This window comes from Streptomyces sp. NPDC047022, from assembly GCF_040644155.1.
Lineage (GTDB): Bacteria > Actinomycetota > Actinomycetes > Streptomycetales > Streptomycetaceae > Streptomyces.
Map to the genome: position 1 here is coordinate 389,295 of NZ_JBEYVV010000001.1, position 26,227 is coordinate 415,521.

Here is a 26,227-nt window from a genome sequence, read left to right on the forward strand (position 1 = left end):
CGGCCGTGCGAGAGCGCGTCACCACCTGCTCTCGAGTGGGCTCTGAAGGCGACTGGGAAAGCGTCCCTGAAGGCGGCCCTGAAGACGCGCCGCCTCCTGCCGGATCAAGGGGAGCAGGGCGCTGAGGGCTGCTCCGGGACACCTCGTCATATAGCCGTCGTTGTGGCCCGCGAGGGCGGGGAGCAGGACGGTGGTGCCCGCCTTGTACCGGCTCAGACCGTTGCTGGAGACCAGACGGACCTTGCTGCGCGGGTCGATGTTGGAAAGACCCAGCTTCCAGGCGGCCAGGCGGGCGATCGCTTCGGTCATCGCCGTCGGCACGGGCACACCCGCCGTGAAGGTGCCGAGGGCGGCGATGCCGACGGTGCGGTGGTTGAAGCCCTGGGTATGGGCGCCGGTGACGGGGCGGTCGACTCCGCCCGCGCGGCCCTCGTAGATGTTGCCGCAGCGGTCGACGAGGAAGTTGTAGCCGATGTCATCCCAATGGCGGTATCCCCTCTGCCCCGTGTAGAGATAGCGGATGATGCGTGGGGCGTCGGCGCACCGGTAGCCGTTGGGCGAGTCGGTGTGGTGCACGAAGACGGCGATGACCTTGTCGTCGTAACGCGGGGGCGGCTGGTTGCGCGTGCCGGCGTCCGCCGCCCAGGCCGAGCGGGCCACGACATGTGGCTTGGTCGCCGGATACAGGACAACGGCGGGCTTGGCCGCGACCGGGTTCGGGGCGGTGTGCCGCACCACCACGGGGCGCTCGACGCCCGCGGCGCACAGCACCAGCGCGAGAACGGCCGCACCCCCCGGCATGGAGCCGAGCAGCAGCACGGCGGCGCCGCGGATCCGCGCCTCACTCGGGCCCTGGAACCTCCGCTCTCCCAGTACGTTCGGCACTTTCCATGCCCTTGGCATTCCCGGCAATTTAGGCATTCTTCGCACGATTCGCACGGCACGCATGGAGCCACTGTCCGCCCGCGGCGCGGCATCCGCGATGTGTGGTGTGCCACCTGGTGGAACCATCGTCGTCGTCGGGGACGTTTTTACAGGTCGACGCACACGTTCCCGTGCTCCGGTACCACGTGTGCGCGGCTGATCACTGTGCTCCCCCCGCGCGTAATAAGGGGTCCGAGAGAAAGGCGGCTCCGTGGACATACTCGACATCCTGCTCATCGTGGTGATCCTGGCCTACGCGGCCTCCGGCTACCGGCGCGGCCTGGTGGCCGGCTGTGTCTCGCTCGCCGGCTTCGTGGGCGGCGCCGTGATCGGCGTCTGGATCCTGCCGTGGATGATGCACCTGGTGACGCGGGGGACGACCGCGGCGACGGTGACCGCGGTGTGCACGGTGCTCGTCCCCGCGGTGGTGGTGCACGAGATGGCGGGACGCCTCGCTCTGAAGCTGCGGCGGGAGCTGGACCAGGGGCCGCTGCGGGTGGCCGACGGGATCGGCGGGGCCGCGGCCAACACGGTGGCCGTGCTGATCGTGGCGTGGGTGGCCGCGAGCGTGCTGGGCGCGTCCTCCTCCCCGGTGGTCACCGAGGCGATCCGGGACTCGCGGCTGCTGGGCACGGTGCAGAACGCGATGCCGGACACCACCCCCACCTGGTTCTCGCGTGCCACGTCCGCGCTCACCCAGGCGGGATTCCCGCAGGTCTTCAACCCGTTCGAGAACGAGCCCACGGCCGGGGTCGCCAAGCCCTCGGGCGACAGTGTCACGTTGAGCGCGACGAACTCCGCCAGGCTCAGCACCGTGAAGATCGAGGGCGCCTCGGGCACCCAGGGCCGGGAGGGCAGCGGCTTCGTGTACACGGAGCGGCATGTGATGACCAACGCGCATGTGGTGGCGGGCATCGACCATCCGTCCGTGCGGATCGGCGGCGTCGGTCCGTCGTACGCGGCGCGCGTGGTGCTCTTCGACCCCGACCGTGACGTGGCGGTGCTGTACGTGCCGGGTCTGCGCGCGCCCGTCGTGCACTTCGACACCAGTGCCAAGCGCGGTAACGCCGCCGTGGTCGCGGGCTATCCGCAGGACGGCGAGCTGACGCTGCGGGCCGCGACGGTCGCCAACCGGATCAAGGCCACGGGGCAGAACATCTACAACACGGACACGGTCACCCGGGAGATCTACTCGATCCGTTCGACCGTGCTGCCGGGCAACTCGGGCGGGCCCCTGCTCACCACGGACGGCCGGGTGTACGGGGTGGTCTTCGCCCGCTCCACCTCGGACCACGAGACGGGCTACGTACTGACGGCGGACGAGGTCGCGGGCGACGCGCAGCGCGGGGCGGGAGCCACGGCGCCGGTGGACACGGGCGACCTGATCACGTCGTGACGGCGGCGTTTCCAGGGGTCGTACGGGCGTACCGGGGCGTGCCAGGTGCCAGGTACCGCTGGTGTCAGAGGGTGCGCCCCATGAGTACGTCGTCCACGTACTCGCCCTCGATCAGGAACTCCCCGGGCTGGATCCCCTCCACCACGAACCCCTCGGACTCGTAGAGCTTCCGTGCCGGGGTGTTGTGCCCGAGCACCCGCAGGGTGACGCGCCGCGCCTCCCGCCGCCGCGCCTCGTCCAGGGCTGCCCGCAGCAGTGCCCGCCCCACCCCGGCGCCGCGCGCCTCGTCGGCGACGGCGAGCCCCTGGATCTGCCGCACATGCGCATTGCTCAGGAGCGACGTGGCGAAAGCCAGCCGGACATAGCCGACGACGATGCCCTCGGCCTCGGCGACCAGATGGTCCCCCGGCAGCCAGCGCTCGGTGAAGAAGGGCCCGTAGGGCGGCCGGGGGCGCGGCTGGACGGAGTGCAGCGGAGACCACGTCTCCCGGTCGATCCGGGCGAGCGTCTCCTCATCGGTGAGCGTGGCCCGGCGTATACGCGGAAGGGGCATGCGGATCACTGTACGGCCGGCGCACGCGGATCTGCCCGGCTTTTGCGGCGGGGTCGCACGAGTCGCGAGGGCCGTGGCGGGCAGGATGGGCCCATGGAACGATCCCGAATCGCCGTGGCCGGTGCGTCCGGTCTCATCGGCAGCGCCCTGGTGCGATCCCTCGCCGCGGACGGGCACGAGGTGGTGCGCCTGGTGCGCCGCGCGGCCCGTGGGGCGGACGAGGTGTGCTGGGACCCCGATGGCCAGTTCGTCGACGCGGCCGGGCTGGTCGGGTGCGACGCGGTGGTGAACCTCGCCGGGGCGGGCATCGGCGACCACCGCTGGACGGACGCGTACAAGAAGACGCTGCGCGACAGCCGGGTGCTCGGCACGGCGGCGCTCGCCGAAGCCGTCGCCTCCCTGCCCGACGCACCGCGCGTCTTCGTCTGCGGCAGCGCCATCGGCTTCTACGGCGAGACCGGGGACCGGACGGTGGACGAGGAGGCACCGCCCGGGGACGGCTTCCTGCCCTCGCTGTGCGTGGAGTGGGAGGAGGCGGCGGCCGCGGCGCAGGAGGCGGGCGTGCGCACGGTGTTCGCGCGGACGGGGCTGGTGGTGGCGCGGACGGGCGGAGCCTGGGGGCGGCTCTTCCCGCTCTTCAAGGCGGGCCTCGGCGGGCGGATGGGCGACGGGCACCAGTACTGGTCGTTCATCTCGCTGCACGACGAAGTGGCGGCGATCCGCCATCTCATCGACGACCCGGCCCTGTCCGGGCCGTTCAACCTGACGGCTCCTCAGCCGCTGACCAACCGTGAGATCACCGATGCCATGGGGCGCGTGCTGCACCGGCCGACGGTCATGACGGCCCCCGCGCCCGCCCTGCGTCTCGCGCTCGGCGAGATGGCCGGGGATGTGCTCGGTAGCGCGCGGGTGCTGCCGGCGCGGCTGCTGGAGTCCGGGTTCTCGTTCGCTTTCCCGGGGATCGAGGAGACCTTGCGGGCGGCGCTGCGGGACCACTGACGAGCGGCAGAGAACGCCCGTGTTCGACCGCATGCGACCACCGTGCGACCGTGCTCTGCCCATGCGCGACTTCGCTTGACCGGACGCGGACCTACGCTCGACCCGAACTCGGGTATCCCGGACGCCTGTTGGGGGCATGACGTCTCCACCGGCCGCACAACCTCGAGGAGGGGCACGTGCTAGAGCCCGTGTATCAGGCGGACGTCGTCATCGTAGGGGCAGGGGTCGCCGGACTCGCGGCGGCCCACCGGCTGACCAGTGCAGGAGTGACGACGGCAGTCCTGGAAGCCGCCCATTGCGTCGGCGGCCGCATGTCGACAGAGAAGATCGACGGCTTCCGGCTCGACCGGATCGGACAGCTTCTGTCCACTTCCTATCCCGAACTGCGTCTGACTCCTGGACTCGACGGGCTCGCCCTGCGCCCGTTCGCACCGGGCGTCCTCGTGCACAGCGAGGGACGCCATCATCGCGCGAGTGCGCCGGCCCTCGGCGGGGGCGCAGGGGGCGCACGGAGCGCACTCAACGCCGTACGCGCTCTGGCCAACGCTCCTCGCGCCCCCCGCGCCACCTCCGCTCCCCTCGCCGGGCCCGGAGCGGCGGGAGTGCGAGGCGGCCGGTCCCGAGTGGCGGGGGCGCGTCCGTCCGTGCCGCGGCCCGCCGCTCCGCTCGGCAGTGCCATGGACCAGGCCCGGCTCGGCGCCGCACTCACCCGCCTCGCCACCGTCCCCGTGGAACGGCTGCTGGCGCGGCCGGAGTCGACCGCCCGCAGCGCGCTCACGGCCCGCGGGCTCCCGGCCCGTACGGTCGACGGCTTTCTGCGTCCGCTCCTGGCCGCGCTGTTGTGCGACCCGGAGCTCACCACGTCGAGCCGCTGCGCCGACCTCGCGCTGCGCGCCTTCGCGAGCGGGCGGCTGTGCCTGCCCGAAGGCGGCGCCGAGGCCCTCCCCGACCTGCTGGCGCGGGCGCTGCCACCGGGCACCGTGCACACCGGGGTCCGCGTCACCTCGGTCTCCACGACCTCGGTGACCACCGCGGACCACGGCGAACTGCGCTGCCGGGCCGTCTTGGTGGCGACCGACGCGCACCATGCCGCCCGGCTGCTGCCCGGCCTGCGCGTGCCGGACTTCCATCCCGTCACCGTCGTCCACCACACGATGGACGAGCCGCCGTCGACCGGCGCGTCCCTGCTGCTGGACGCGGACCGCGACGGTCCGGTCGCGCACACCGCGGTCGTCAGCCTGGTCGACCCGTCCCGCGCGCCCGCGGGACGGCCCCTGGTCTCCTCCACGGTGCTCGGTACGCCCCCGGACGACGTGGACGACTCCGTACGGGCCCATCTCGCGCGATTGTTCGGCACGTCCACGACGCGCTGGGAGACGCTCGCCGTGCACCACACGGCGCGAGCCGTCCCGGCGATGCGGCCACCGCACGATCTGCGCCGGCCGGTACGGCTGCTGGCCGGGCTGTACGTGTGCGGCGACCACCGGGAGACGAGCACGGTCCAGGGGGCCCTGCACTCGGGCCACCGGGCCGCCACCGCCCTGCTCGCGGACCTCGGCGCGGGCCCGATGCACTCCGCGGAACCGCTGCCGAGAGCGGCCTGACGTTCACTGGAGCGCGGCGACCTTGTCCCGGTAGCCGCGCACCGGTGCCGCGTCCTTGTACGGCTCCAGGCGCCGCTCGAAGTCCCGTACGTACTCGGTCGCCCGCAGCGACCGCATCTCCGCGGCCTGCCCCGCGGCCTCGGCCCCCAGCTGGCAGGCCTGGTCCAGCTCGCCGAGGCCGAGCCGCGCCGTGGCGAGCACGACCCGGCAGAACAGCCTGCTGCGGGCGTAGCCGGGCGCCCGCAGCTGGAGCGAGCGTTCGGCGTGCTGGGCCGCGGCCCTGTACTGCTGGAGGTCCCGGTGGCAGTGCCCGAACTCGTCGGCGATCTGCGCCTCGTCGAAGAACCGCGCCCAGTGCGGGACATCGTCGCCGGGCCGGGCGGTCTCCAGGGCGCGCTCGGCCCGCACCAGCGAGGCCGTGCACGCGCGCACCTCGGCGAGCACTCCGTGGCCGCGCGCCTCGACGGCGTGCAGTATGGCCTGGACGGCGGGCGGCGCCGAGGTGCCGACGCCCTGCTGGGCCACGCGCGCCAGCTGCACGGCCTCGCGCCCATGGCCGAGGTAGACGGCCTGACGGCTCATGGTGACCAGGACGTACGCCCCGTACAGCCGGTCCCCGGCCGCCTGCGCGAGGCGGAGCGCCTGGACGAAGTAGCGCTGGGCCAGACCGTGCGCACCGATGTCGTACGACGTCCAGCCGGCGAGCCGGGTCAGATCGGCGGCAGCCGCGAACAGCCGACGGCCCGTCTGCTCGCCGTAGGTGCCGCGCAGCATCGGCTCGGCCTCGTGTTCCAGATAGCGCACGAGTGCCTGGCGGGCGTGGCCTCCGCCGTAGGCGTTGTCGAGGGCGCGGAAGAGTTCGCCGACCGAGCGCAACGCGGCGATGTCGCCGCCGCTGACCTTCTGGCCGGGGCCGCGTTCGGACTGGGTGCGTTGCCGGGGCACCGCGGGGCGGCCCTGGGCCGGGATGCGCGGGATGGCCTCGCCGTGACCGACCCGGTCGTCGGCCCGGCCGATCAGCCAGTCCCGGCTGGGCACGACGAGCCCCGCCGGGGTGAACGCGATCTTGCGCAGCTCGGCGTGGCTGCCCGAGTCCTTGCGCCACAGGCCGCTGACGATGTCGACGGCCTCCTCCGGGGTCGCGGCGAACTCCAGGCCCGCGTACACGGGAGCGCAGGCGTCGAGCCCGAGGTCCTGCGCCGTGAGCCGGCGCCCGAGCCGCCGGGTGAACACCTCGGCGATGAGCGCGGGGGTGGTGCCGCGCGGCTGCTGCCCGCGCAGCCACCGGGTCACGGAGGTCTTGTCATATCTGAGATCGAGCCCGTGTTCGAGACCCAGCTGGTCGACGCGACGGGCGAGACCGGCGTTGGAGAACCCCGCTTCTGCGATGAGCGCGGCGAGCTGTCGGTTGGGGGTGCGCTGCGCGGGTCGTTCCGTCATCTGCGGTGCGGTCTCCTTAATGCCTTGCGAACGGCGTGAATGTAGCTGAGAGTGAGCGACCGATTGCGGAGATCAGAGACCGTTCATCCGATCGTGTGAGGATTGGCCGTTGGGCTGACGGGAGGGGCGCACAGGAGTGGACGTACAGTGGCGTGGGCGCCTTTCGCGCCTTACGAAGCTGCTAGGGAGGCGGTTGCCGTGAGTGAGCTGCGGTTCGTCCGTATGGGGTTCGGGGCCGAGGCCGTCGAGTACCAGGAGGCGTGGGACGAGCAGCGCCGTGTGCACGCCGCCCGCTTCGCCGACGAGATCCCCGACACCTGTCTGCTCCTTGAGCACCCCCCGGTCTACACGGCGGGCCGGCGCACGGCGGACGACGAACGCCCCCTCGACGGCACCCCGGTGATCGACGTGGACCGCGGCGGCAAGATCACCTGGCACGGCCCGGGCCAGCTGGTCGGCTACCCGATCCAGAAGCTCCCGCGCCCGGTCGACGTCGTAGCCCATGTACGGCGGCTGGAGGAGGCCCTGATCCGCACCTGCGCGGAGTTCGGCCTGGAGACCACCCGGGTCGAGGGCCGCAGTGGAGTGTGGGTGCTCGGCGACCTGGTGGAACAGCGCCCGGCGCTCGGCGGACTCTCCCTGGACTTCGACCCGCGCCTGCAGGACGAGGAGTTCGACCCCCGCCTCAACGGCCCGGAGTACGCCCCCTCGAACGCGGGCCAGCGCCGCGAGGACCGCAAGCTGGCACAGATCGGCATCCGCGTCGCCAAGGGCGTCACCATGCACGGCTTCGCGATGAACGTGAACCCGGACACCACGTGGTTCGACCGCATCATCCCCTGCGGCATCCGCGACGCGGGCGTGACGTCCCTGGCGTACGAACTGGGCCGCGACGTGACGATCGCGGAGGTGCTGCCCGTGGCGGAACGGCACCTGCGGGAGATCCTGGAGAACGCGGACCTGAAGCCGCGGGAGATCGAGAAGGAACCGGTCTCGTAGCGACAGCCCCCGGCAAAGGCCAGCCGGCACCAACCCCGGCCATCAAATCAACGGGCGTACCCTTAACCACGCCGAAGAATCAACGCTAGGGAGCCGGTCGTGTCCGCAGTCGCACCCGACGGACGCAAGATGCTGCGCCTGGAGGTCCGCAACAGCCAGACCCCCATCGAGCGCAAGCCCGAGTGGATCAAGACCCGGGCGAAAATGGGCCCCGAGTACACGAAGATGCAGAACCTCGTGAAGAGCGAGGGCCTGCACACGGTCTGCCAGGAAGCCGGCTGCCCGAACATCTACGAGTGCTGGGAGGACCGCGAGGCCACCTTCCTCATCGGTGGTGACCAGTGCACCCGCCGTTGTGACTTCTGCCAGATCGACACCGGCAAGCCCGAGGCGCTCGACCGCGACGAGCCGCGCCGGGTCGGCGAGTCCGTGGTCACCATGGACCTGAACTACGCCACGATCACGGGCGTCGCGCGCGACGACCTGGAGGACGGCGGCGCCTGGCTGTACGCGGAGACGGTCCGCCAGATCCACCAGCAGACCGCCGGCCGCGAGGCGGGCCGGACCAAGGTCGAGCTGCTCGCCCCCGACTTCAACGCGGTCCCCGAGCAGCTCGCGGAGGTCTTCTCCGCCCGGCCCGAGGTCTTCGCGCACAATGTCGAGACCGTTCCGCGGATCTTCAAGCGCATCCGGCCCGGCTTCCGCTACGAGCGCTCGCTGAAGGTCATCACCGAGGCCCGCGACTTCGGCCTCGTGACGAAGTCGAACCTGATCCTCGGCATGGGCGAGACCCGCGAGGAGGTCAGCGAGGCACTGCGTCAGCTGCACGAGGCGGGCTGCGAGCTGATCACAATCACGCAGTACCTGCGCCCGAGCGTGCGCCACCACCCGGTGGAACGCTGGGTCAAGCCGCATGAGTTCGTGGAACTGAAGGAGGAGGCCGAGCAGATCGGCTTCTCCGGTGTCATGTCCGGACCGCTGGTGCGCTCCTCGTACCGCGCCGGGCGCCTGTACCAGATGGCGGTGGAGAAGCGGGGTGCGTACATCGCCTCGCAGGCCGTCTGACCCGGAGCCCTCTCCCCCTGTACGGCACTCCGTGCCAGTTTTCGGGTGTGAATCCGCACACAAGAAGTTACCGTCCGGTAGTGGCCGATTGACGCGGTCCCGACCGTCCCCGCAGCTGGGGGGCGCGTCAGGGCCGCGTCAGGCTTTGTGGGCTCGGTATCAAGGTTTCATTGATGTTTGACCGCTCGGTCACGCCCTGGTAACACCAAACAGTGACCCTGGACTTACACCACGTACACCCCGGCTCCGAGCCGACGACCCGAGGGGGGTCCTCCACCATGCAGGCCGCGCCCGTTCGCGCCACCGCCATCCCGTCCTTCACCGATGCACTCCGTGCCATCGAATCGATCCTCATGAGCGGTGGTCAGCGGACCGCCCGCCAGAACGCCTGGACCTCCGTCCTGGAGGACCGCCGCCGGGCCAAGGACCGCGTCGAGGCGCAGCGCGTCCTCGACGATGCGGCATCCCGCCCGTAACAGCCGCACACCCTCCGCGGGAGCGACCCCAGCGCTCCGCCCCACTGACGGCACTGGCGTCGTCGCCGCTTCCCGCGCCACGTAGACTTCGTGGCATGGCGAGGAAGGAACCCGCAGCGGACGCTGCGAATGCCGGGCGACTGAAACAGATCGCCCTGACCTACAAGATGACCAGCAAGGCCGACCCCAAGATCGGTCTTGTACTCGCGGCTGTCGGAATTGTCACCTTCGGTGTCTTCCTCGCGATCGGCTTCTTGATCGGTCACCCCATCTATCTCGGTATCCTCGGCCTCCTGCTCGCCTTCCTCGCGACGGCGATCGTCTTCGGACGCCGGGCCGAGCGCGCCGCCTTCGGGCAGATGGAGGGCCAGCCCGGCGCCGCCGCGGCGGTGCTCGACAACGTCGGCCGAGGCTGGACCACCACACCGGCGGTCGCGATGAACCGCAGCCAGGACGTGGTGCACCGTGCGGTCGGCAAGGCCGGCATCGTGCTGGTCGCCGAGGGCAACCCGAACAGGGTCAAGACCCTGCTGGCCGCCGAGAAGAAGAAGATGGCCCGCATCGTCGCGGACGTACCGGTGCACGACGTGATCGTCGGCACGGGCGAGGGCCAGGTGGAGCTGAAGAAGCTCCGCACGACCATGCTGAAGTTCCCGCGCGTCCTGACGGGCCCCCAGGTGACGGCGACCAACGACCGCCTGCGCGCGCTCGGCGACCTGATGAGCAACATGCCTCTGCCGAAGGGCCCCATGCCCAAGGGGATGCGGATGCCGAAGGGTGGCGGCGGAAGGACGCGGTGACGCTGCCGCTGAGGCGGTCGAAGCGAATCGGGCCCGGGAGACCTGGATGGTCTCCCGGGCCCGACTGCGTTCGGGTACAAGAGGTGCACTTGCGCCTGCGGGCCGGTGGGGGCGGGTCGCGCAGTTCCCCGCGCCCCTTTCGGGGCGCCCCCTGTGCCGGGACACGAGCGGAGCGCGCTCTTCAGGGGCACGGGGAACTGCGCGGGCAGCCACAGCGCACCCGCAGGGCTAAGCGCGGACTTCCACCGTCTTCGCCAGACGGTCGTGCAGACCCCTGCCATCGCGGTCCCAGATCAGCGCCGGGATCGCCAGGCACAGCAGAACCGTGCGGGTCAGGGCGCGCAGCGGGGCCACCCGGCCGGTGTCCAGCGACACCACACGCAGTCCGAAGATCCGCTTGCCCGGCGTGAAGCCGAGCGTGCCGACCGTCAGTACGCTGAGCACGAAGAAGATGAGCAGGGCCCAGTTTCCGGTGGACTGGTTGTAGCCGTCGGTCAGCAGACCGTATGCGATCAAGAGGCACAGGCCCCAGTCGACGGCCAGGGCGCCGATGCGGCGGCCCGGGCGGGCGATCGAGCCCGGCCCCTCCTGCGGCAGGCCGAGCTGCTCTCCCCGGTATCCGAGGTCCGCGCCGGCTTCCTCGATCGCCGCGCGGGGACCGGAGAGCCACGATCCGATTGCTTGCCTGTTGTCCACCCGTCCACGGTACTGCGCCCCATATGACACGCATGGAGGCGGGGTCACCAGGACGCAAGCTGGTTAACCTGGGAGAAACAATTGGGTCACGCCCGGGAAATCCCCCATCCCTAAGGTCAGCCGCAGAGTGTGCCCACCGCACTGGCCGCACGAACGAACTACCACCCCGGCGAGGACCGTCGGGAGTAGGAGGAGCTGGATGTTCCAGAACGCCGACGAAGCCAAGAAGTTCATCGCTGACGAGGACGTCAAGTTCGTCGATGTCCGGTTCTGCGACCTGCCGGGCGTCATGCAGCACTTCACGGTGCCCGTCGATGCGTTCGACCCGGACGAGGAGCTCGCCTTCGACGGATCCTCGATCCGTGGTTTCCAGGCGATCCACGAGTCCGACATGGCGCTGCGCGCGGACCTGTCGACCGCCCGGGTCGACCCCTTCCGCCGCGACAAGACGCTGAACATCAACTTCTTCATCCACGACCCGATCACGGGCGAGCAGTACTCCCGTGACCCGCGCAACGTGGCGAAGAAGGCCGAGGCGTACCTGGCCTCCACCGGGATCGCCGACACCGCGTACTTCGGCCCCGAGGCCGAGTTCTACGTCTTCGACAGCGTCCGCTTCGCCACCAGCGCGAACGAGTCCTTCTACCACATCGACTCCGAGGCCGGCGCCTGGAACACCGGCGCCCTCGAGGACAACCGTGGTTACAAGGTCCGCTACAAGGGCGGCTACTTCCCGGTCCCGCCGGTCGACCACTTCGCCGACCTGCGCGCCGAGATCTCCCTCGAGCTGGAGAAGAACGGCCTGAAGGTCGAGCGCCAGCACCACGAGGTGGGCACCGCCGGCCAGGCCGAGATCAACTACAAGTTCAACACGCTGCTCGCCGCCGCCGACGACCTCCAGCTCTTCAAGTACATCGTGAAGAACGTCGCCTGGCGCAACGGCAAGACCGCGACCTTCATGCCGAAGCCGATCTTCGGCGACAACGGCTCGGGCATGCACGTGCACCAGTCGCTGTGGAGCAACGGCGACCCGCTGTTCTACGACGAGGCCGGCTACGCGGGCCTGTCGGACACCGCCCGCTACTACATCGGCGGCATCCTCAAGCACGCCCCGTCGCTGCTTGCCTTCACCAACCCGACGGTGAACTCGTACCACCGCCTGGTCCCGGGCTTCGAGGCGCCGATCAACCTGGTGTACTCGCAGCGCAACCGCTCCGCCGCCATGCGCATCCCGATCACGGGTTCCAACCCGAAGGCCAAGCGCGTCGAGTTCCGCGCGCCCGACTCCTCCGGCAACCCGTACCTCGCCTTCTCTGCCCTGCTGCTCGCGGGCCTCGACGGCATCAAGAACAAGATCGAGCCTGCCGAGCCGATCGACAAGGACCTGTACGAGCTGGCTCCGGAGGAGCACGCGAACGTCGCGCAGGTCCCGACCTCGCTCCCGGCCGTCCTCGACTCGCTCGAGCGCGACCACGAGTTCCTCCTCCAGGGCGATGTCTTCACGTCCGACCTGATCGAGACGTGGATCGACTTCAAGCGCGCGAACGAGATCGCCCCTCTGCAGCTGCGCCCGCACCCGCACGAGTTCGAGCTCTACTTCGACGTGTGATATAGCCCCAGGTCAGAGCGGCCTTCCGCTCCCCTGGGCCGTCTGTGGGCCGTCGGCCGGCTCTCCCAGCACGGGAGAGCCGGCCGACGGCCTTTTCGGCTCTGGCTTCCGGGGCCGGCTCAGGCCGCGTCGCCCTGTCGCTCCTTGGAATGCCCGGTCGATGGCTTTGCGGGTTCGATCCTGACCGTTCGGCGACAGGCGCGTGCGGGTGCGCTCCGGCGATCGCGGGTGAGGCCTGCGATGCAGGCTCGGCATTCCTCCGCTGAGGGCTCGATGCGGCTTTCGTGCGGTGCTCACCGGGTGATGTGGAGCTGCCGTCGCCGCGGGGGCGCGGGGCAGCGACTAGTCCTTCGCGAAGGCTTCCCGAATACGACTTATCTCGTCGTGGGCGCGGTGCTTGTTCACTTCGTCCAAGAAGGCTTCGAGTTCCGCCCGTCGCTCCGGAGTGAGGTCGTTCCTGCCGAGAAGCTTTCTCAACACTCTCGCCGAGCGCCACACTTTGAAGTTGACGCCCCACCTGGCGCCTTGCTCTTTCATCATCGGCAGCAAAGCGCCCGCGATCGCTGCGAAACCAGGAGACGACCAGGTCAGGATCGCAGGCCAGATGGTGTCTTGAGGGACTGAATGAGCCAGGGAGAGCAGCATCGTCCCACCGAACCCCCCACCGGCAGCAGCGACCTGCTTGGTCCTCTTCCTCGCTCTCGGTGTGGACGACCTCCTCGCTGTCGTCTGGGTTTCTCTTCTTTGTCGAGGTACCTCAGGCGCATCGCCTCCCCCAGGTGCGACTGAGTCGTCAGTCACCCTTCACCTCAACTCTGGACGCCCTCAGAACCCGGTCCGTCTGCTCGGCCTCAGCGGCCTTTACGTAGTTCCGCAGGAAGGCTTCCGCGTCCGCCCCAGACAAGCGTCCGGCGACCGACTCTCCCCGGCGCTCGGGTTCCATCCTGAGGGGCCCCGAAAGAAGGTTGATCAGGCGTAACGCCTCTTTCGCCCCGGAACTGATCAGGCGACTTACGGCAGCAGTCAGCCCGACGGCCGAGACGACGGTAGCCAGAATCGGCCAGGCATCACTTCCCAACGCCCATACACCCCCCGACATTACGTGTGGTACACGTCACATGCACTCAGTGTAGCCGACTCAGTGACGTTTCGTCAGGTTGCGGTGAAAATGCGCCACTCAGGCGTACCATGCGCCACGTCGACGGGCCGGTCGGTGCGGCGGGCAGGAAGTTGACCAGGGGCCGGGCCCGGGCCGCGCCAGGGGGCCGGCGGCAGAGTGGAGCCATGCGGCCCGGCGAGGCAGGCTTGGTGCATGAAGTCGCTCTTGCGCTCGCCCCCTCCGCCAGGAGCAAGCGGTCACAGCCGAGTCCTCTTCACGCTCATGCAGGGCGTTCCCTTCGTGATCGCGCTGGCCGTGCTGGCCATCGAGCTCACTCCCGCACACTTCGTCTACACCGGCCCCTTTCTGACCGCGGTCCCGGCGCTGGCGGCGGTGACGATGGGCCCCAAGGGCACCAGCGCGGCGGCCGGACTCGCGCTGGTGATCAGTGTGATCACCGCGACCTGCAACCAGGCGTGGGGAACCCTGCAGGTCTATACCAACTTCCTGGCGTTGGCCCTCGTCGCCGTGGCCGGGTTCATCACCAGCAGCGCCGTGCAGACGCGCAGGCAGAGAGAGCTCGACCAGGTCCGCCGGATCGCGGTGGCGGCCCAGGAGGTGGTGCTGCGGCCCGTACCCGCGCGACTGGGCCCCTTGCACGTGGGCAGCTTGTGTCTCGCGGCCGGGACAGGGGCGCAGGTGGGCGGTGATCTCTACGAGGCCGTGCAGACACGGTACGGCGTCCGGATGATCGTGGGGGACGTCCGGGGCAAGGGGCTGTCCGCGGTGCGGGCCGTCGCGGTGACGCTGGGGGCGTTCCGGGAGGCCGTGCACTACGAGGACGAGCTGGTGGAGGTCATGAACCACTGCGCGGCTGCGCTGCGCCGGGAAGTCGCAGTGCCGGGTGCGTATGGTCAGGAAGTTCTGCTGGAAGGATTCACCACTGCGCTGGTCGCGCAGGTGACGGGCGAACCCACGGTGCAGCTGGTCAACCGTGGGCATCCGCCGCCACTGCTGCTGCACCAGGGCAGGGCCACGGCATTGATGCCGGCCGCGCCGTCGCCGCCTCTCGGCCTGGAAGACCTCACCACCGGCCTCCCTGCCGAGCCCGAAAGCTATCCCTTCGTCCCCGGTGACCGTCTGCTGCTGTACACCGACGGCGTGATCGAGGCCCGCGACAGCGCCAACGAATTCTTCGCTCTTCCGGAGACCATGGAGGGGATACGCGCAAGCACGACCCCGCCGGAATTCCTGGACCAACTGCACCAGGCGTTGATCGGCCACACCGAGGGCGACTTGGCGGACGACGTGGCGATGATCCTCGTCGACCGGATCAACGGCGTGCCCGGGGACCAAGGCGCTGCAGGCTCCCTGGCGGAGCCGCCTTCCGGCGGGGCGGATGCGGGGTAGCGGTCGTTGCGTTCACGAGTCGCTGACGTGATGTCAGCAAATGTCAGCAGCCCCTGTTCCTTGGGCCTTTGACGGCTCGGCGGGCTGTACGAACGGGCAGAGTCGGGCGTTCACGCGCGCCGTGGACGGTGTCGCCCCGCAAACGCCGTGAATACTCGGCACAGCCCTTCCTGAAGAGAGGGGCGAAGCGACTGAACGCACCTCCGTACACGTAAGGAAACACATCTGTCGTGAGGATCACCGCCATACGCAAACGCGCCATCACTGCTCTTTCCGCGACCGCCGTGGTTTTCTCCGCGCTGTTCACCGCCGCCGGTCCCGCCGCGGCAATCGAGGGCGGGCAGCCGGCCCGGGCGGCGGACTACCCCTGGGCCGTCGCGGTCAAGCCCGCGTTGCTCCCGTTCGCCTTCTGCGGCGGCACGCTGATCGCACCGAACAAGGTCCTCACCGCAGGGCACTGTGTGGACCTCTTCATGAAGGTCCCCGGACTTCTGCAGGTGGTCTCCGGCCGCGACTCCATGTTGTCCACGGCCGGCACCGAGGTGAGCGTCACCAAGATCTGGCGCGATCCGGGCTACAGCAGCTTCACCTACCAGGGTGAGACCGGCTACCGCAACGACGTCGCCGTCCTCACCCTCAAGTCGCCGATCAAGGCCCCGACCCTGCCCATCGCCGGCCCGGACTCGAGCGACCTCTACAAGCCTGGCCGGACCGCCCGGATCCTCGGCTGGGGCACCACATCGTCCGGCGCCATCGACGGCGGACGCCTGCGCACCGCGACCGCTCCGGTGATCGCCGACTCCTCCTGCGCGAGCGCCACCTCGTACGGCGACGCGTACGACTCCCATCAGTACACGTGCGCGGGCGACTTCACCCGCGGCGGTGTCGACACCTGTGAATTCGACAGCGGAGCCCCGCTGGTGGTCGACGGTGTCCTCGCCGGCGTCACCTCCTGGGGCATCGGCTGCGGCAAGCCGGGCTACCCCGGCCTCTACACGCGCGTCAGCGAGTTCTCCTCGAAGATCACCGCCCAGCTCGGCACCGACTGAGGCGCGGGCACCGCATCGGCCTCCTCGATCGGTGCCCCTCCCTCAGATGTCCCTCGCGTCGTCACCCGAACGCCGTACCCGGCATGCGCTGGAGCCCCCGCCCGGCCTTGACTGGGGGCATCAGGCGAAGGCGGGAGAGCGGGAGAGGCGGCGAGACGATGGCACGGCACGGAATACGCCATGTACGCGGGACACGCGGGCGCGGGGTGCGGAACGCGGTGCGCGACGTCGGGGCCGTCGTCGTGGTGACCTGCGTGCTCAGCGGCTGCTCCAACGGTGGCGGCGGTGCTTCCAGCGGGGCCTCCAAGGCCGCGTCGGCCGCCGCCTCCGCCGCCGCGTCCCTCGCCTCGCAGGCCTCGTCCGCGCTGGCATCGGCGACCGCGGCGGCGGGCCACAAGCTCGACGAGATCAAGGGCGGTACCGACGCCAAGGGCGACGTCAAGCTCGGTACGACCGCCACGGACGCCGACGGGCGCAAGGCGGTGGAGGTGACCGTCACCAACCCCACGTCCAAGTCCCGTACATACGCCGTGCAGGTCAACTTCAGGGCCGGCGGGAATCTCCTCGACACGGTCGTCGTGACGGTGAGCGGGGTCGCCGCGGGCGCGTCGAAGAACGGGACCGCGCTCAGCAACCGCAAGCTCACCGGTGACGTCAAGGCCGACGTCGCCCGCGCGGTGCGGTACTGATCCCGGTGGCGGCCCTCCACCGGGCACGGTGCGGCACGCGCCCTCCGGGGCCACGCGCGCCGCGGTCGGGTCCGCGGCCTCTGGGCCGCCGCCCACCGCGCCAGGGCCCGAGCCCCGCGCGTCCACTGCCCGTGCGCTGAGCACCCCGCGGTTGTCACGCCGGTCCACCGCCGTCGAGCACGGCGTCCACGAAGCGGGCGCGGTCCTCGGCGTGGTCGTGGAACCACTCCCCCAGCCGGTGCTCCGAGCCGGGTACATCGAGACGGGTGACCCGCGCGTTCGTGCTGAGCGCCGCCGCGACCGCCTCCGTGACCTCCGGCGGGATCACGGCATCGGTGCCGGGCACGGCGAGCACCGCCCGTCCCTCGTACGCCCGCAACGCCTCCAGCGCCGGCGCCGCCCGCCAGCCGTCCGGCTCGCGGAGGATCTCGCTGAAGGGGCCCGTGCCGTCGCCGAACGGGACCGTCCATGCCCGCGACGAGTAGACCGCCGGTGCGCACAGGCCCAGAGCCGTGACGCGCCGTCCGTAGTGCCGGGCGAGATCGGCGACGGTCTGCCCGCTCATGCTGAAGCCGACCAGGACGAGCGGGCCGCCGTCCTGGGTCCGGGCGTCGATCACGGCGACCGCCTGCTCGAAGCGCCGCTCAAGGCTCAGCTCGGCCGCCACACCCGTGCTGTCGCCGTGCCCGGAGAAGTCGAAGGCGAGGCCGTGGCAGCCGCGCCCTACGAAGTCGTTCAGCAGCGGGAGCAGCCGCCGCGCACTGCCGTTGCCCGCGCCGTGCAGCACGACGACGGTGGCCGCGTCCGGCCCGCCGCCGTCACCCCATGCCCCGCTGAGCCGTTCACCGTCGTGTTCGTGGACGAAGGAGGAGAGTTCGATCATCCGCCCATTCACGCACGGGCGGCTGCGGGCGGAAAAGCAGATGCACGGCGAGTGACCGGGTCCTTACGCTGAACGTGCGTTCCGAAGGTACCCGCCCCCGGTTTCCGGCCGGAGAGTCATGACCCGGCGGAGTCAGGACAACCTCTACGCACCGACGGCCGCCCACCCCCAGCGCGCCGCCGGTTTTCGTCGGCACAACCACTCACCCACGCCACGGAGGCCCGTCATGGGCACCATCGTCATCGCCGGAACAGTCGTCCTCGTCATCCTGGGGTTCGGCAACCACGCCTGGTGGATAGCCGCCGTCGCCCTGCTCTTCCTGTACGTCCAGTACGGACGGGGTTCGTCCTCGGCGTCCTCGCCGGGAGCGGGCGGCGCCCCGGGCGCGGCGGCCACGTATCAGCAGTACCGCGAACGCCGTGACCAGCAGGCCAAGTGGGAGCGTCGCTACCGCCGCGAGCGCCCGCTGGAGTCCCGCCGCCAGGAGCGGGAGAAGAAGTAGTCGCCATGAAGCTAGTGGTCGCCATGAGGCAATCGGCTTGAAGCGGTCGTGGTCGGCCGCAGTGACGTACGTACCTCCGGGGCCCGCCCGGTCACAGGCCGGGCGCGCCCCAGATCGGGAACCAGCGGCCCAGATCCTGCTCGATCCGCAGATCGTTGCCGAGCATCGCCTTGATCTGCAGTTCCAGTGCGTTGTCGCGCCGCTCGCCCTGCCCGGCGAGCGGCGCGAACGGGTAGAAGGTGCCGCGCTTGTACAGGTAGACCAGGCCGAGCCGCCGCCCGCGCTCGTCCTGGAAACCGGCCACGGAGCACAGCAGCTGTGGTCCGAAGCCATTGACCTCCATGGCGCTGTTCACCGCGTGCAGATCGTTGACCAGGGCGGGCAGTTCGGCGGGCGCGCGGCGCGACACCAGCCATGAGTAGCCGTAGGAATCCCGCTGGAGCTCCACGGGCGGTCCGGAGCGGTCGGCGTCCGCGTCCAGGAGCGCCTGGACCTCGTGGTTGGTCTGGGCGAAGGCGCCGCCCTCGACCGAGGCGAAGCAGACCGCTCCGGTCCCGGTCGGGGTGAACCCGGCGGCGGCCTCGAGCGTGACCGCCGCCGAGGGCAGGGCGAAGAGCTGGTCCAGTTCGGGTGTGACCGGCCTCGTACGGCCGAGCAGGATGTCCAGGAGGCCCATCGGCTCTCAGCCCGCCCTTCCCGGCGCCGCCGCCTCGCCCAGTTCCACGGAGATACGGGCGAGCTGCTCCAGCCGCTGCTCCAGCGTCGGGTGGGTGGAGAAGAGGCGGGAGATGCCCGGATCGGAGCCGAACGCGGGAGTGAAGTAGAAGGCGTTGAACGCCTGCGCCGTGCGCAGGTCCTCCGTCGGGATGCGGGCGATGTCCCCGCTGACCTTGGTCAGCGCGGACGCCAGCGCCGAGGGGCGCCCCGTGAGATGGGCGGCGGCGCGGTCGGCGGCCAGCTCCCGGTACCGGGACAGGGCCCGGATCAGCAGGAAGCTGATCGCGTAGACGACCGCCGAGACCGCCATGACGGCGCCGAGCACGGCGATGGTGTTCTGGTCCTTGCGGCCCCGCCCGCCGAAGAGCTCCGAGTAGAAGGCGAACCGTACGACCAGTCCGGCGATCACCCCGAGGAACGACGCCACCGTGATCACGGCGACGTCCTTGTGCGCCACGTGCGACAGCTCGTGCGCCAGCACGCCCTCCAGTTCGTCGGGCTCCAGACGGCGCAGCAGCCCGCTGGTCACGCACAGCACGGCGTGATCGGGGTTGCGGCCGGTCGCGAAGGCGTTGGGCATGTCCATACCGGAGACGGCGACGAGCGGCTTGGGCATGTCGGCGACGGCACACAGCCGGTCCACCACGCCGTGGAGCTGCGGATACTCCTCGCGTTCCACGACGCGCCCGTGCATGGCGTACAGCGCGATCCGGTCCGAGAACCAATACTGAGCGCCGAGCGCCAGCGCCGCGATCACGACGACCAGCACCCAGGATTTCAACAACGCGATCAACGCGGCGATGAACGCCACGTACAAGAGTCCGAGCAGGAAGAGCGTGACCGTCATCCGCACGGTCAGCCGCCGATCGCTCCGGAACCGGCTCTGCATGCTGCATCACCCCGCAGTACCTGGCAGTAAGGCACTCGTCCCACCCCCATTGTGCGCCCGGCCCAGCCCATGAGCCGGTTCCGAACAGCCCCATGGAAGGCAAAGAGTCCCTGAAGGGCATCCGGGGGCCGGGGATGCCGACGCCGGGCGCCGCCGTGGTGGTAGGACGCCCGTCGTCGGCGGGTCCGCGGGAAGGGTCAGCGGCTGTACCGGATCAGGGCCCGCACCATGTGGCAGGTCATGTCCGACGGCGGATGCACCCCGATCTGCTCCGCCGTGCTGCGTATCGTCTCGTCGCGCGCCTGGTTCGGCACATACACCCCCGAGTCGAGCAGAGCGATCGCCAGGCGCATCGCCTTCAGTCGCCGGTTGTGCGTGACGTACCACTCGCGCGGCCGTCCCGGCGGCAGCGGTCGCTTGGCCACCGGTGAGTACGGCAGGTCCAGCGGGACGGGGCGGCGGGCGGTCGACTGGGTGGGCTTCGGCTTCGTCCTGGTTGCGGCAGCGGGCACGAGCATCCTCCTGTCGCGGTCGGGGAGCGGTCCGGACGTCCCGGAACCTCCCTCGAACACTGCTTCCAGTCTACTGGCCGGCACTGACATCCAGGGAGTCCGGAGCGGCCACCAAACTGCCTGGTGAGAAAGGGAATTGCCGCCACGTCACGCCAGATCCGCGAGGTGCGCATGAGGCGTCAGAAATTCGAACAGGCGAGGCGGCGACACGGCGGAAGCACGACTCGACGGGGCGGGAGGCACCCCAGGGTGACTGCAAGATCACCACAACCTTCCCGCATTCCTCACACATTTCTTCGCCCAGGCACTACCGTCATCCCGCCAGAAGCACCTCAGGGGGGACGACATGTACAGCGCGCCCGGCATTCCGCCCACTCCACGCCCGGTGGACACCCGCCCACTGCGCAAGCGCAAGCGCGTCTGGATCGGCGGCTTCCTCCTCATGGCCCTCGGCTCGGGCATCGGCGGCCAGGGCGCCCACGACGACGCCGTGGCCGCAGCAAAGGCTTCCGTCAAGCCCGCGCCGACCGTCACCGTCACGGCCACGCCCAGGCCCGCCGTCACGGTCACCAAGGCGGCCAGGCCCACGCCCGCGCCGACGGTGACCATCACCAGGACCGCGACCGCCGCCCATGGGTCCGGGTCCGGCTCCGGCTCCGGCCTCGGCAGCAGCTCCAGCCACGACGACGGCTCCGCCTCAGGCAGCGGCGGCAGCGGGACGTGCTCGATCGTCTCGAACGCGGGCAACTGCTACTCGGCGGGCCAGTTCTGCCGTAACAGCGACCATGGCGCCACGACGACCGACGCGAGCGGTACGCCCATCACGTGTTCCCTCAGCGGCAGCCGCTGGCGCTGGACGTAGTGGCCCTTCGTCCGGACCGGGCCGGATCACGCAGCGGGGCCGGATGCGAACGAGAGGCCCGGGCCTGAGACAGGCACGGTTACCGTGTGCCTCATGGAGATCTGGATCAACCCTGCCTGTTCGAAGTGCCGCAGCGCCCTGACCCTGCTGGACGCCGAGGGCGCCGACTACACCGTGCGCCGCTACCTCGAGGACGTACCCACCGAGGACGAGATCCGCGGCGTACTGACCCGGCTCGGTCTGGAGCCGTGGGACATCACACGCATCCAGGAGCCCGAGGCCAAGGAACTCGGCATGAAGGAGTGGGCGAAGGACGCCGACAGCCGGGACCGCTGGGTGCGGGCGCTCGCCGAACACCCCCGGCTCATCCAGCGGCCGATCATCACCGCCGACGACGGCACGGCGGTGGTCGGCCGCACGGAGGAAGCGGTACGGGACGTCCTGTCGCGATGACGCCAACTCATGTGTGACTCAGGCCACTCAGGAGAATCCTGTGAACCACTGAGTAACACCGCCCGGTCTCTCGTACCTAGCTGCGTACCTATCGCAACCGGCAGCCGCACCTGGCTGCCGGGGACAGGAGGCGCGTATGTCGCGTAGGAGAACCGTCAGCCCCAAGAAGAAGATCGCACTGGCGGTCACCGCTCTCGCCGTGGCAGGCGGTGGGGCCTTCGCCCTCGCGGCCACCTCGAACGCGGCGAATGTGCAGACCGCGGCCACCTCGACGACCTGCAAGGGATTCGCCACCGCGCTCGGCAACAACGAGGCGTTCATCGCCGGGCAGAAGGCCCATCCGGACGCCCAGTCGGCGGCGCGGATCGCCAACCGCGAGGCGGTCGTCAAACTCATCAAGGTGCAGCAGCAGGGCGCGGGCTGCCAGGTCGGGGAGGTCGCTCAGCCGAACGACCCGGCGCTGTCCGCGGGCGCCGCGCAGGCCGGGGGGTCGGCTCAGGACTCCCAAGCCTCCGGGGCCGCCTCCGCCGCACCGACGATGAACGCACCCGCCGGGAACGCCGGCAACAACGGTAACGCAGGGAATGCCGGGAACACCGGCAACGCGGGCGCCGCCTCGGGCCAGCAGGTCTGCAAGGGCTCGACGGTGACGCTCTCCGGCGAGGCCGGCGCACCGGCCGCGTCCAGCGGAACGTTCCCGGCGGGCACGAAGCTGAAGGTCACCAACCTGGACAACAACAAGTCCACGACGGTGACGGTCACGGAACCCTCCGGAAGCTGCGTGCTGCTCAACAACGCGGCCTTCGAACAGGTTCGCGAGCCCGGCAAGTTCCTGATCCGTCATGCCGTGATCGAGAAGGTGGGGTGACTCAGCCACCGAGGAACTCCAGCAGACGGCGGTTCGTCGCAGCCGGGTTGGTGTACGGCAAGGCGTGGTGAGAGACGTCCGGAAGGACGACGGTCTCCACGTCCGGCAGCAACTCGGCGGCGCGGGCCGCAACTCGGGGAGAGTCGAGGGTCCTGCTGTTCGCCGCCGCGAGCAGCAGGACCCTTGTGCGCAGTGAGCGCAGCGCGGCGGCGTCCGGGCGTGGCCCCGTGACCGGCCTGGCTGTCGGGAAACCGGCCGTCGCCTCCTGAAGCCGCAGCCACGAGGCGTCCAGGGGCACCCCGCCCGTCTCCCACTCCAGGAAGGCGCGGATCCGGCGCGTGGTGGGGCGCAGCAGCATGGGGAGGGCGTGCAGGAGGTATCCGGCCCGGTATCCGGCGAAGCACTGGGTCGGGTCGAGCAGGGCGAGGTGCCTGACGCGGTCCGGTGCATGCAGCGCGTAGTGCAGTGCGATCCAGCCCCCGTACGAGTGCCCGGCCAGGGCGGTCGTACCGGCCCCCAGCCCGTCGAGGACGGCGTCGAGCCAGGCGTTCAGGTCGGCGACGGTGCGCGGCCGGCGGCGCGGATCGGGAACGCTGCGGCCCGGGTCTCCGATCAGGTCGACCGCGTGCACACGGAAGGTGCGGGACAGGTCGGCCGCGTTGGCGTACCAGGAGAGCGAGGTCGCGCGGCCACCCGGGAGCAGAAGGAGCGGCGGTCCGTCGACGGGCCCGCACGTGTTGATGTGCGTCGCGCCGAAGGGCGTGGGCACGGTGGTCCGGCGGGTCCGAGCGGGCCACAGGGCGAGTACGTCGTCGTATGCCGCGTGGAACGCGGCCGAGCCCTGTGCCTGGTGCGCGGAGGAACTCATCGGTCGGCCCCGATTCTCTCGTTGAGCAAGATGATCGATTGGCAATATAATTGCCGAGCGAGGCAACTGGCCAGCGAGATACCGGCGTTCGAGGGGCGAGGCGAACATGGCGGACCAGGCAGACGAGGGACCCGAGATGGAGATCGTCCATCTGCTGCGCGCGGTGACCGTCGAACTGGGCCTGCACAGCGCACGCTTCGCACTGCGCAACGGCATGCACCCCACGGACGTACGCGCCCTGATCGCCCTGATGGACGCGTCCCGCGCCGGCCAGGACATGACGGCGGGCCGTCTCGGCTCCCTGCTCGGACTCAACTCGGCCGGTACGACGGCGCTGGTCGACCGGCTGGAACGGCTCGGCCATGTGCGGCGCGTGCGGGACGCGCGCGACCGGCGGCGGGTGCTCATCGAGGTCGACGAGCGGGCGGTGGACCTCGGGCAGACGTTCTTCGGGCCACTGATCGGCCAGGCGGTGCGGTTGCTTCGGGGGTACGACGAGCGGGAGCGGGCGGCGGTGCACGGCTTTCTGGACGGCGTCCGGAAGGCCGCCGGGGCGGACGACGGACGGCTTCCTCCCCCTGCGACGGCCTGAGGGACGACGGCCCGGTAACACCGCATTCACACGAGGGCAACGGACGGGAAATGGCCAGTTGACATGCTGCCGGGCATCACCCGGCGCCCGATGCCGCTGCGCCGCGTACCCGCAACGACCGCGAACGGCTTCGGCCGCGCGGTCGAGAACCACCCCCGAAGGATGTGGCCCGTGAGCTTCAAGGCTGAGTACATCTGGATCGACGGCACCGAGCCGACGGCCAAGCTCCGTTCGAAGACGAAGATCCTGGCCGACGACGCCAAGGGCGCCGAACTGCCGATCTGGGGCTTCGACGGGTCCTCCACGAACCAGGCCGAGGGACACGCCTCGGACCGCGTGCTCAAGCCGGTCTTCTCCTGTCCCGACCCGATCCGCGGCGGTGACGACATCCTGGTGCTGTGCGAGGTCCTCAACACGGACATGACCCCGCACCCGTCCAACACGCGGTCCCCGCTGGCCGAGGTGGCGGAGCGGTTCGCCGCCCAGGAGCCTGTCTTCGGCATCGAGCAGGAGTACACGTTCTTCGACGGCACCCGCCCGCTCGGCTTCCCCGAGAACGGCTTCCCGGCCCCGCAGGGCGGTTACTACTGCGGTGTCGGCGCCGACGAGATCTTCGGCCGCGACGTGGTCGAGGCTCACCTGGACAACTGCCTCAAGGCGGGCCTCGGCCTGTCGGGCATCAACGCCGAGGTCATGCCCGGCCAGTGGGAGTTCCAGGTCGGCCCGCTGGCCCCGCTGGAGGTCGCGGACCAGCTGTGGGTCGCCCGCTGGCTGCTGTACCGCACCGCCGAGGACTTCGGCGTCTCCGCCACCCTCGACCCGAAGCCGGTCAAGGGCGACTGGAACGGCGCCGGAGCGCACACGAACTTCTCCACCAAGGCGATGCGCGAGGGCTACGACGCGATCATCACCGCCTGCGAGGCGCTCGGTGAGGGCTCCAAGCCCATGGACCACGTCAAGAACTACGGCGCCGGGATCGACGACCGCCTCACCGGTCTGCACGAGACCGCCCCGTGGAACGAGTACTCGTACGGCGTCTCCGACCGCGGCGCCTCGGTCCGTATCCCGTGGCAGGTGGAGAAGGACGGCAAGGGCTACATCGAGGACCGCCGTCCGAACGCCAACGTGGACCCGTACGTCGTGACGCGCCTGCTGGTCGACACCTGCTGCTCCGCGCTGGAGAAGGCCGGCCAGGTCTGATCCCGTCCACTCGCTCCCAGGGGGCTCCCACCGGTCCGGTGGGAGCCCCCTTGCCCTTGTCGAGGGGATGAGAGGCCGGTGTCGTCACCGCCGCCCTCACCGCCGCCGGGCTGTCCGCGACATCGGACGGCAGTCCGGACAAGGTGATCGACCTCACGCCTGCGGCCCGGCTCGAACGTCCGGCCGGATGAGACGGGACTCCTGCGGTGGGCCGGTGTCTGCTTCAATGGGCGTATGGCCAGCCACCAGAAGTGCGCCGCGACGGGTCGCCACGACCTCGAGCCCTTCTGGCCCTCCCGTCAGCACCACGACTTCGACCGGGTGTGTTGTCGCGCGATGAACGCGCGGGCCCTGTAACGCCGTACGGTCCTCTAGAGCCGTACACCCGGCCTTCGGCCAGCGCGCACGACGTACGTCCCCGACGACCTCCTCGCGCGAAAGAGCTGACCTCTCATGGCGACCACTCGTTCCCTCCCGACCACCGTCTCCCCTTCTCCCGCCGTACGGCTGCGTGCCGTCGACCGGGACGAAACCGTCGACGTCGCGGACTTCCTGCCGCCCGGAGCCACCTGGCTGCCGGCACCCCAGCACGCCCTGCCCAGCCTGCCGGGCAGGCCGCCGATGATCGGCTATCTGGTGCTGGTACCGGCCGATGCGCACGCTCCGCTGCCGCGCTTCGCGGCCGTTCCGTCCGACGACGGGGAAGACACGGGCGGAAACGGCATCGACAGCGACAACGACCGGCTCGTCCGCGTCGACACCGCGCAGCGCGTCGCCCATGTGGACGGACGCGAACTGGACCTGACCTACCTGGAGTTCGAGCTGCTCGCCCATCTGGTGGCGCATCCGGGCCGTGTGCACACCCGGGACCAGCTGGTGAGCACGGTGTGGGGCTACGGCCACGTCGGCGACGGCCGCACCGTGGACGTCCATGTCGCACGGCTGCGGCGCAAACTCGGCGCCGAGCACCGCGGGGCGATCCAGACGGTGCGGCGCGTGGGCTACAAGTACGTGCCGCCCGCCCGCCGCTGAGCGCCACCCGTCCGGCGGCGGATCCTCGGCCGGCTCTTCTG

Annotated in this window: 28 protein-coding genes; 18 read left to right on the plus strand and 10 right to left on the minus strand. The window is 70.4% G+C overall.

Going from position 1 to position 26,227, the window contains the following annotated elements; all coding sequences use genetic code 11:
• Positions 1 to 18: 18 nt before the first annotated feature.
• Positions 19 to 801 (minus strand): peptidoglycan recognition protein, encoded by a 783-nt coding sequence (locus ABZ845_RS01745; RefSeq protein WP_360972430.1) that lies wholly within the window; start codon positions 799 to 801, stop codon positions 19 to 21.
• 334 nt (positions 802 to 1,135) lie between these two features.
• Here ABZ845_RS01745 and ABZ845_RS01750 point away from each other — a divergent pair, with 334 nt between their 5' ends.
• The gene (locus ABZ845_RS01750) at positions 1,136 to 2,320 is read left to right on the plus strand and encodes a MarP family serine protease (RefSeq protein ID WP_360971795.1); all 1,185 of its coding nucleotides are present in this window, start codon (positions 1,136 to 1,138) and stop codon (positions 2,318 to 2,320) included.
• 64 nt (positions 2,321 to 2,384) lie between these two features.
• On the opposite strand, the gene ABZ845_RS01755 is transcribed toward ABZ845_RS01750, so the two are convergent.
• Positions 2,385 to 2,873, minus strand: coding sequence for a GNAT family N-acetyltransferase (locus tag ABZ845_RS01755; RefSeq protein ID WP_360971797.1), 489 nt, complete (start codon positions 2,871 to 2,873; stop codon positions 2,385 to 2,387).
• Positions 2,874 to 2,966: 93 nt separating this feature from the next.
• On the opposite strand from ABZ845_RS01755, the gene ABZ845_RS01760 reads away from it, so the two are divergent.
• Together ABZ845_RS01760 and ABZ845_RS01765 are read left to right on the plus strand one after the other, a co-directional pair.
• The gene (locus tag ABZ845_RS01760; protein ID WP_360971799.1) at positions 2,967 to 3,872 is read left to right on the plus strand and encodes a TIGR01777 family oxidoreductase; all 906 of its coding nucleotides are present in this window, start codon (positions 2,967 to 2,969) and stop codon (positions 3,870 to 3,872) included.
• 176 nt (positions 3,873 to 4,048) lie between these two features.
• Positions 4,049 to 5,476: an NAD(P)/FAD-dependent oxidoreductase gene (locus ABZ845_RS01765; RefSeq protein WP_360971801.1), complete on the plus strand. Its 1,428-nt coding sequence runs from the start codon at positions 4,049 to 4,051 to the stop codon at positions 5,474 to 5,476.
• 3 nt (positions 5,477 to 5,479) lie between these two features.
• Here the strand turns inward: ABZ845_RS01765 and ABZ845_RS01770 are convergent, their stop codons facing one another.
• Entirely contained in the window at positions 5,480 to 6,916 is a 1,437-nt protein-coding gene (locus tag ABZ845_RS01770; protein WP_360971803.1) for a regulator, read from the minus strand.
• 198 nt (positions 6,917 to 7,114) lie between these two features.
• Between ABZ845_RS01770 and lipB the strand changes: the two genes are divergently transcribed.
• From lipB to ABZ845_RS01790, 4 genes are all read left to right on the plus strand, one after another.
• Positions 7,115 to 7,915, plus strand: coding sequence for a lipoyl(octanoyl) transferase LipB (lipB, locus tag ABZ845_RS01775; RefSeq protein WP_360971805.1), 801 nt, complete (start codon positions 7,115 to 7,117; stop codon positions 7,913 to 7,915).
• Positions 7,916 to 8,014: 99 nt separating this feature from the next.
• The gene (gene lipA / locus ABZ845_RS01780; RefSeq protein WP_360971807.1) at positions 8,015 to 8,980 is read left to right on the plus strand and encodes a lipoyl synthase; all 966 of its coding nucleotides are present in this window, start codon (positions 8,015 to 8,017) and stop codon (positions 8,978 to 8,980) included.
• Positions 8,981 to 9,258: 278 nt separating this feature from the next.
• Positions 9,259 to 9,456 carry a hypothetical protein gene (locus ABZ845_RS01785; RefSeq protein WP_360971809.1) on the plus strand — a complete coding sequence of 66 codons (198 nt, stop codon included), beginning with the start codon at positions 9,259 to 9,261 and terminating at the stop codon, positions 9,454 to 9,456.
• Positions 9,457 to 9,551: 95 nt separating this feature from the next.
• Positions 9,552 to 10,256 (plus strand): DUF4191 domain-containing protein, encoded by a 705-nt coding sequence (locus ABZ845_RS01790; protein ID WP_360971811.1) that lies wholly within the window; start codon positions 9,552 to 9,554, stop codon positions 10,254 to 10,256.
• A gap of 228 nt (positions 10,257 to 10,484) precedes the next feature.
• Here ABZ845_RS01790 and ABZ845_RS01795 read toward each other — a convergent pair whose 3' ends face one another.
• Positions 10,485 to 10,952, minus strand: coding sequence for an RDD family protein (locus tag ABZ845_RS01795; protein WP_360971813.1), 468 nt, complete (start codon positions 10,950 to 10,952; stop codon positions 10,485 to 10,487).
• Between the two features lie 199 nt (positions 10,953 to 11,151).
• Between ABZ845_RS01795 and glnA the strand changes: the two genes are divergently transcribed.
• Positions 11,152 to 12,561, plus strand: coding sequence for a type I glutamate--ammonia ligase (gene glnA / locus ABZ845_RS01800; protein WP_360971815.1), 1,410 nt, complete (start codon positions 11,152 to 11,154; stop codon positions 12,559 to 12,561).
• 342 nt (positions 12,562 to 12,903) lie between these two features.
• Here glnA and ABZ845_RS01805 read toward each other — a convergent pair whose 3' ends face one another.
• Complete coding sequence (locus ABZ845_RS01805) at positions 12,904 to 13,206, minus strand: hypothetical protein (RefSeq protein ID WP_360971817.1); 303 nt, start codon at positions 13,204 to 13,206, stop codon at positions 12,904 to 12,906.
• Positions 13,207 to 13,873: 667 nt separating this feature from the next.
• On the opposite strand from ABZ845_RS01805, the gene ABZ845_RS01810 reads away from it, so the two are divergent.
• The 3 genes from ABZ845_RS01810 (at position 13,874) to ABZ845_RS01820 (ending at position 16,808) form a co-directional block, all read left to right on the plus strand.
• On the plus strand, positions 13,874 to 15,070 hold the full coding sequence (locus ABZ845_RS01810) for a PP2C family protein-serine/threonine phosphatase (protein ID WP_360971819.1): 1,197 nt from the start codon (positions 13,874 to 13,876) through the stop codon (positions 15,068 to 15,070).
• 230 nt (positions 15,071 to 15,300) lie between these two features.
• Positions 15,301 to 16,119, plus strand: coding sequence for a serine protease (locus ABZ845_RS01815; RefSeq protein ID WP_360971821.1), 819 nt, complete (start codon positions 15,301 to 15,303; stop codon positions 16,117 to 16,119).
• Positions 16,120 to 16,337: 218 nt separating this feature from the next.
• Positions 16,338 to 16,808, plus strand: coding sequence for a hypothetical protein (locus ABZ845_RS01820; protein ID WP_360971823.1), 471 nt, complete (start codon positions 16,338 to 16,340; stop codon positions 16,806 to 16,808).
• A gap of 154 nt (positions 16,809 to 16,962) precedes the next feature.
• Here ABZ845_RS01820 and ABZ845_RS01825 read toward each other — a convergent pair whose 3' ends face one another.
• Entirely contained in the window at positions 16,963 to 17,691 is a 729-nt protein-coding gene (locus tag ABZ845_RS01825; protein WP_360971825.1) for an alpha/beta fold hydrolase, read from the minus strand.
• Between the two features lie 226 nt (positions 17,692 to 17,917).
• Between ABZ845_RS01825 and ABZ845_RS01830 the strand changes: the two genes are divergently transcribed.
• On the plus strand, positions 17,918 to 18,193 hold the full coding sequence (locus ABZ845_RS01830) for a hypothetical protein (protein WP_360971827.1): 276 nt from the start codon (positions 17,918 to 17,920) through the stop codon (positions 18,191 to 18,193).
• 91 nt (positions 18,194 to 18,284) lie between these two features.
• Here ABZ845_RS01830 and ABZ845_RS01835 read toward each other — a convergent pair whose 3' ends face one another.
• From ABZ845_RS01835 to ABZ845_RS01845, 3 genes are all read right to left on the minus strand, one after another.
• Positions 18,285 to 18,869, minus strand: a complete 585-nt coding sequence (locus ABZ845_RS01835) for a hypothetical protein (RefSeq protein ID WP_360971829.1) — start codon at positions 18,867 to 18,869, stop codon at positions 18,285 to 18,287.
• A gap of 6 nt (positions 18,870 to 18,875) precedes the next feature.
• Complete coding sequence (htpX, locus tag ABZ845_RS01840; protein ID WP_360971831.1) at positions 18,876 to 19,799, minus strand: zinc metalloprotease HtpX; 924 nt, start codon at positions 19,797 to 19,799, stop codon at positions 18,876 to 18,878.
• Between the two features lie 197 nt (positions 19,800 to 19,996).
• Positions 19,997 to 20,311 (minus strand): hypothetical protein, encoded by a 315-nt coding sequence (locus tag ABZ845_RS01845; protein WP_360971833.1) that lies wholly within the window; start codon positions 20,309 to 20,311, stop codon positions 19,997 to 19,999.
• 346 nt (positions 20,312 to 20,657) lie between these two features.
• On the opposite strand from ABZ845_RS01845, the gene ABZ845_RS01850 reads away from it, so the two are divergent.
• The 3 genes from ABZ845_RS01850 to ABZ845_RS01860 all read left to right on the plus strand — a co-directional run bounded on the left by ABZ845_RS01850 (position 20,658) and on the right by ABZ845_RS01860 (position 22,494).
• Positions 20,658 to 21,173 carry a hypothetical protein gene (locus ABZ845_RS01850; protein WP_360971835.1) on the plus strand — a complete coding sequence of 172 codons (516 nt, stop codon included), beginning with the start codon at positions 20,658 to 20,660 and terminating at the stop codon, positions 21,171 to 21,173.
• A 93-nt stretch (positions 21,174 to 21,266) separates the two neighbouring features.
• Positions 21,267 to 21,626 (plus strand): arsenate reductase family protein, encoded by a 360-nt coding sequence (locus tag ABZ845_RS01855; RefSeq protein ID WP_360971837.1) that lies wholly within the window; start codon positions 21,267 to 21,269, stop codon positions 21,624 to 21,626.
• Between the two features lie 136 nt (positions 21,627 to 21,762).
• Positions 21,763 to 22,494: a hypothetical protein gene (locus ABZ845_RS01860; RefSeq protein ID WP_360971839.1), complete on the plus strand. Its 732-nt coding sequence runs from the start codon at positions 21,763 to 21,765 to the stop codon at positions 22,492 to 22,494.
• Position 22,495: 1 nt separating this feature from the next.
• On the opposite strand, the gene ABZ845_RS01865 is transcribed toward ABZ845_RS01860, so the two are convergent.
• Positions 22,496 to 23,362, minus strand: a complete 867-nt coding sequence (locus ABZ845_RS01865) for an alpha/beta fold hydrolase (protein ID WP_360971841.1) — start codon at positions 23,360 to 23,362, stop codon at positions 22,496 to 22,498.
• A gap of 106 nt (positions 23,363 to 23,468) precedes the next feature.
• Here ABZ845_RS01865 and ABZ845_RS01870 point away from each other — a divergent pair, with 106 nt between their 5' ends.
• From ABZ845_RS01870 to ABZ845_RS01880, 3 genes are all read left to right on the plus strand, one after another.
• The gene (locus tag ABZ845_RS01870; protein WP_360971843.1) at positions 23,469 to 23,954 is read left to right on the plus strand and encodes a MarR family transcriptional regulator; all 486 of its coding nucleotides are present in this window, start codon (positions 23,469 to 23,471) and stop codon (positions 23,952 to 23,954) included.
• A 171-nt stretch (positions 23,955 to 24,125) separates the two neighbouring features.
• Positions 24,126 to 25,154, plus strand: a complete 1,029-nt coding sequence (glnII, locus tag ABZ845_RS01875; protein WP_360971845.1) for a glutamine synthetase — start codon at positions 24,126 to 24,128, stop codon at positions 25,152 to 25,154.
• Positions 25,155 to 25,607: 453 nt separating this feature from the next.
• Entirely contained in the window at positions 25,608 to 26,186 is a 579-nt protein-coding gene (locus ABZ845_RS01880; protein ID WP_360971847.1) for a winged helix-turn-helix domain-containing protein, read from the plus strand.
• Positions 26,187 to 26,227: the final 41 nt, after the last annotated feature.

Excerpts from the sequence above, each read along its gene's own strand:
- ABZ845_RS01850 (WP_360971835.1), top strand. The coding sequence starts at position 20,658 with ATGTACAGCGCGCCCGGCATTCCGCCCACTCCACGCCCGGTGGACACC.
- ABZ845_RS01835 (WP_360971829.1), bottom strand. The coding sequence starts at position 18,869 with ATGGGCCTCCTGGACATCCTGCTCGGCCGTACGAGGCCGGTCACACCC.
- ABZ845_RS01855 (WP_360971837.1), top strand. The coding sequence starts at position 21,267 with ATGGAGATCTGGATCAACCCTGCCTGTTCGAAGTGCCGCAGCGCCCTG.
- ABZ845_RS01790 (WP_360971811.1), top strand. The coding sequence starts at position 9,552 with ATGGCGAGGAAGGAACCCGCAGCGGACGCTGCGAATGCCGGGCGACTG.
- htpX (WP_360971831.1), bottom strand. The coding sequence starts at position 19,799 with ATGCAGAGCCGGTTCCGGAGCGATCGGCGGCTGACCGTGCGGATGACG.
- ABZ845_RS01805 (WP_360971817.1), bottom strand. The coding sequence starts at position 13,206 with ATGCTGCTCTCCCTGGCTCATTCAGTCCCTCAAGACACCATCTGGCCT.
- ABZ845_RS01870 (WP_360971843.1), top strand. The coding sequence starts at position 23,469 with ATGGCGGACCAGGCAGACGAGGGACCCGAGATGGAGATCGTCCATCTG.
- ABZ845_RS01785 (WP_360971809.1), top strand. The coding sequence starts at position 9,259 with ATGCAGGCCGCGCCCGTTCGCGCCACCGCCATCCCGTCCTTCACCGAT.
- ABZ845_RS01880 (WP_360971847.1), top strand. The coding sequence starts at position 25,608 with ATGGCGACCACTCGTTCCCTCCCGACCACCGTCTCCCCTTCTCCCGCC.
- ABZ845_RS01860 (WP_360971839.1), top strand. The coding sequence starts at position 21,763 with ATGTCGCGTAGGAGAACCGTCAGCCCCAAGAAGAAGATCGCACTGGCG.
- ABZ845_RS01770 (WP_360971803.1), bottom strand. The coding sequence starts at position 6,916 with ATGACGGAACGACCCGCGCAGCGCACCCCCAACCGACAGCTCGCCGCG.
- ABZ845_RS01865 (WP_360971841.1), bottom strand. The coding sequence starts at position 23,362 with ATGAGTTCCTCCGCGCACCAGGCACAGGGCTCGGCCGCGTTCCACGCG.
- ABZ845_RS01745 (WP_360972430.1), bottom strand. The coding sequence starts at position 801 with ATGCCGGGGGGTGCGGCCGTTCTCGCGCTGGTGCTGTGCGCCGCGGGC.
- ABZ845_RS01760 (WP_360971799.1), top strand. The coding sequence starts at position 2,967 with ATGGAACGATCCCGAATCGCCGTGGCCGGTGCGTCCGGTCTCATCGGC.
- ABZ845_RS01810 (WP_360971819.1), top strand. The coding sequence starts at position 13,874 with ATGAAGTCGCTCTTGCGCTCGCCCCCTCCGCCAGGAGCAAGCGGTCAC.
- ABZ845_RS01825 (WP_360971825.1), bottom strand. The coding sequence starts at position 17,691 with ATGATCGAACTCTCCTCCTTCGTCCACGAACACGACGGTGAACGGCTC.
- ABZ845_RS01755 (WP_360971797.1), bottom strand. The coding sequence starts at position 2,873 with ATGCCCCTTCCGCGTATACGCCGGGCCACGCTCACCGATGAGGAGACG.
- glnA (WP_360971815.1), top strand. The coding sequence starts at position 11,152 with ATGTTCCAGAACGCCGACGAAGCCAAGAAGTTCATCGCTGACGAGGAC.
- ABZ845_RS01830 (WP_360971827.1), top strand. The coding sequence starts at position 17,918 with ATGGGCACCATCGTCATCGCCGGAACAGTCGTCCTCGTCATCCTGGGG.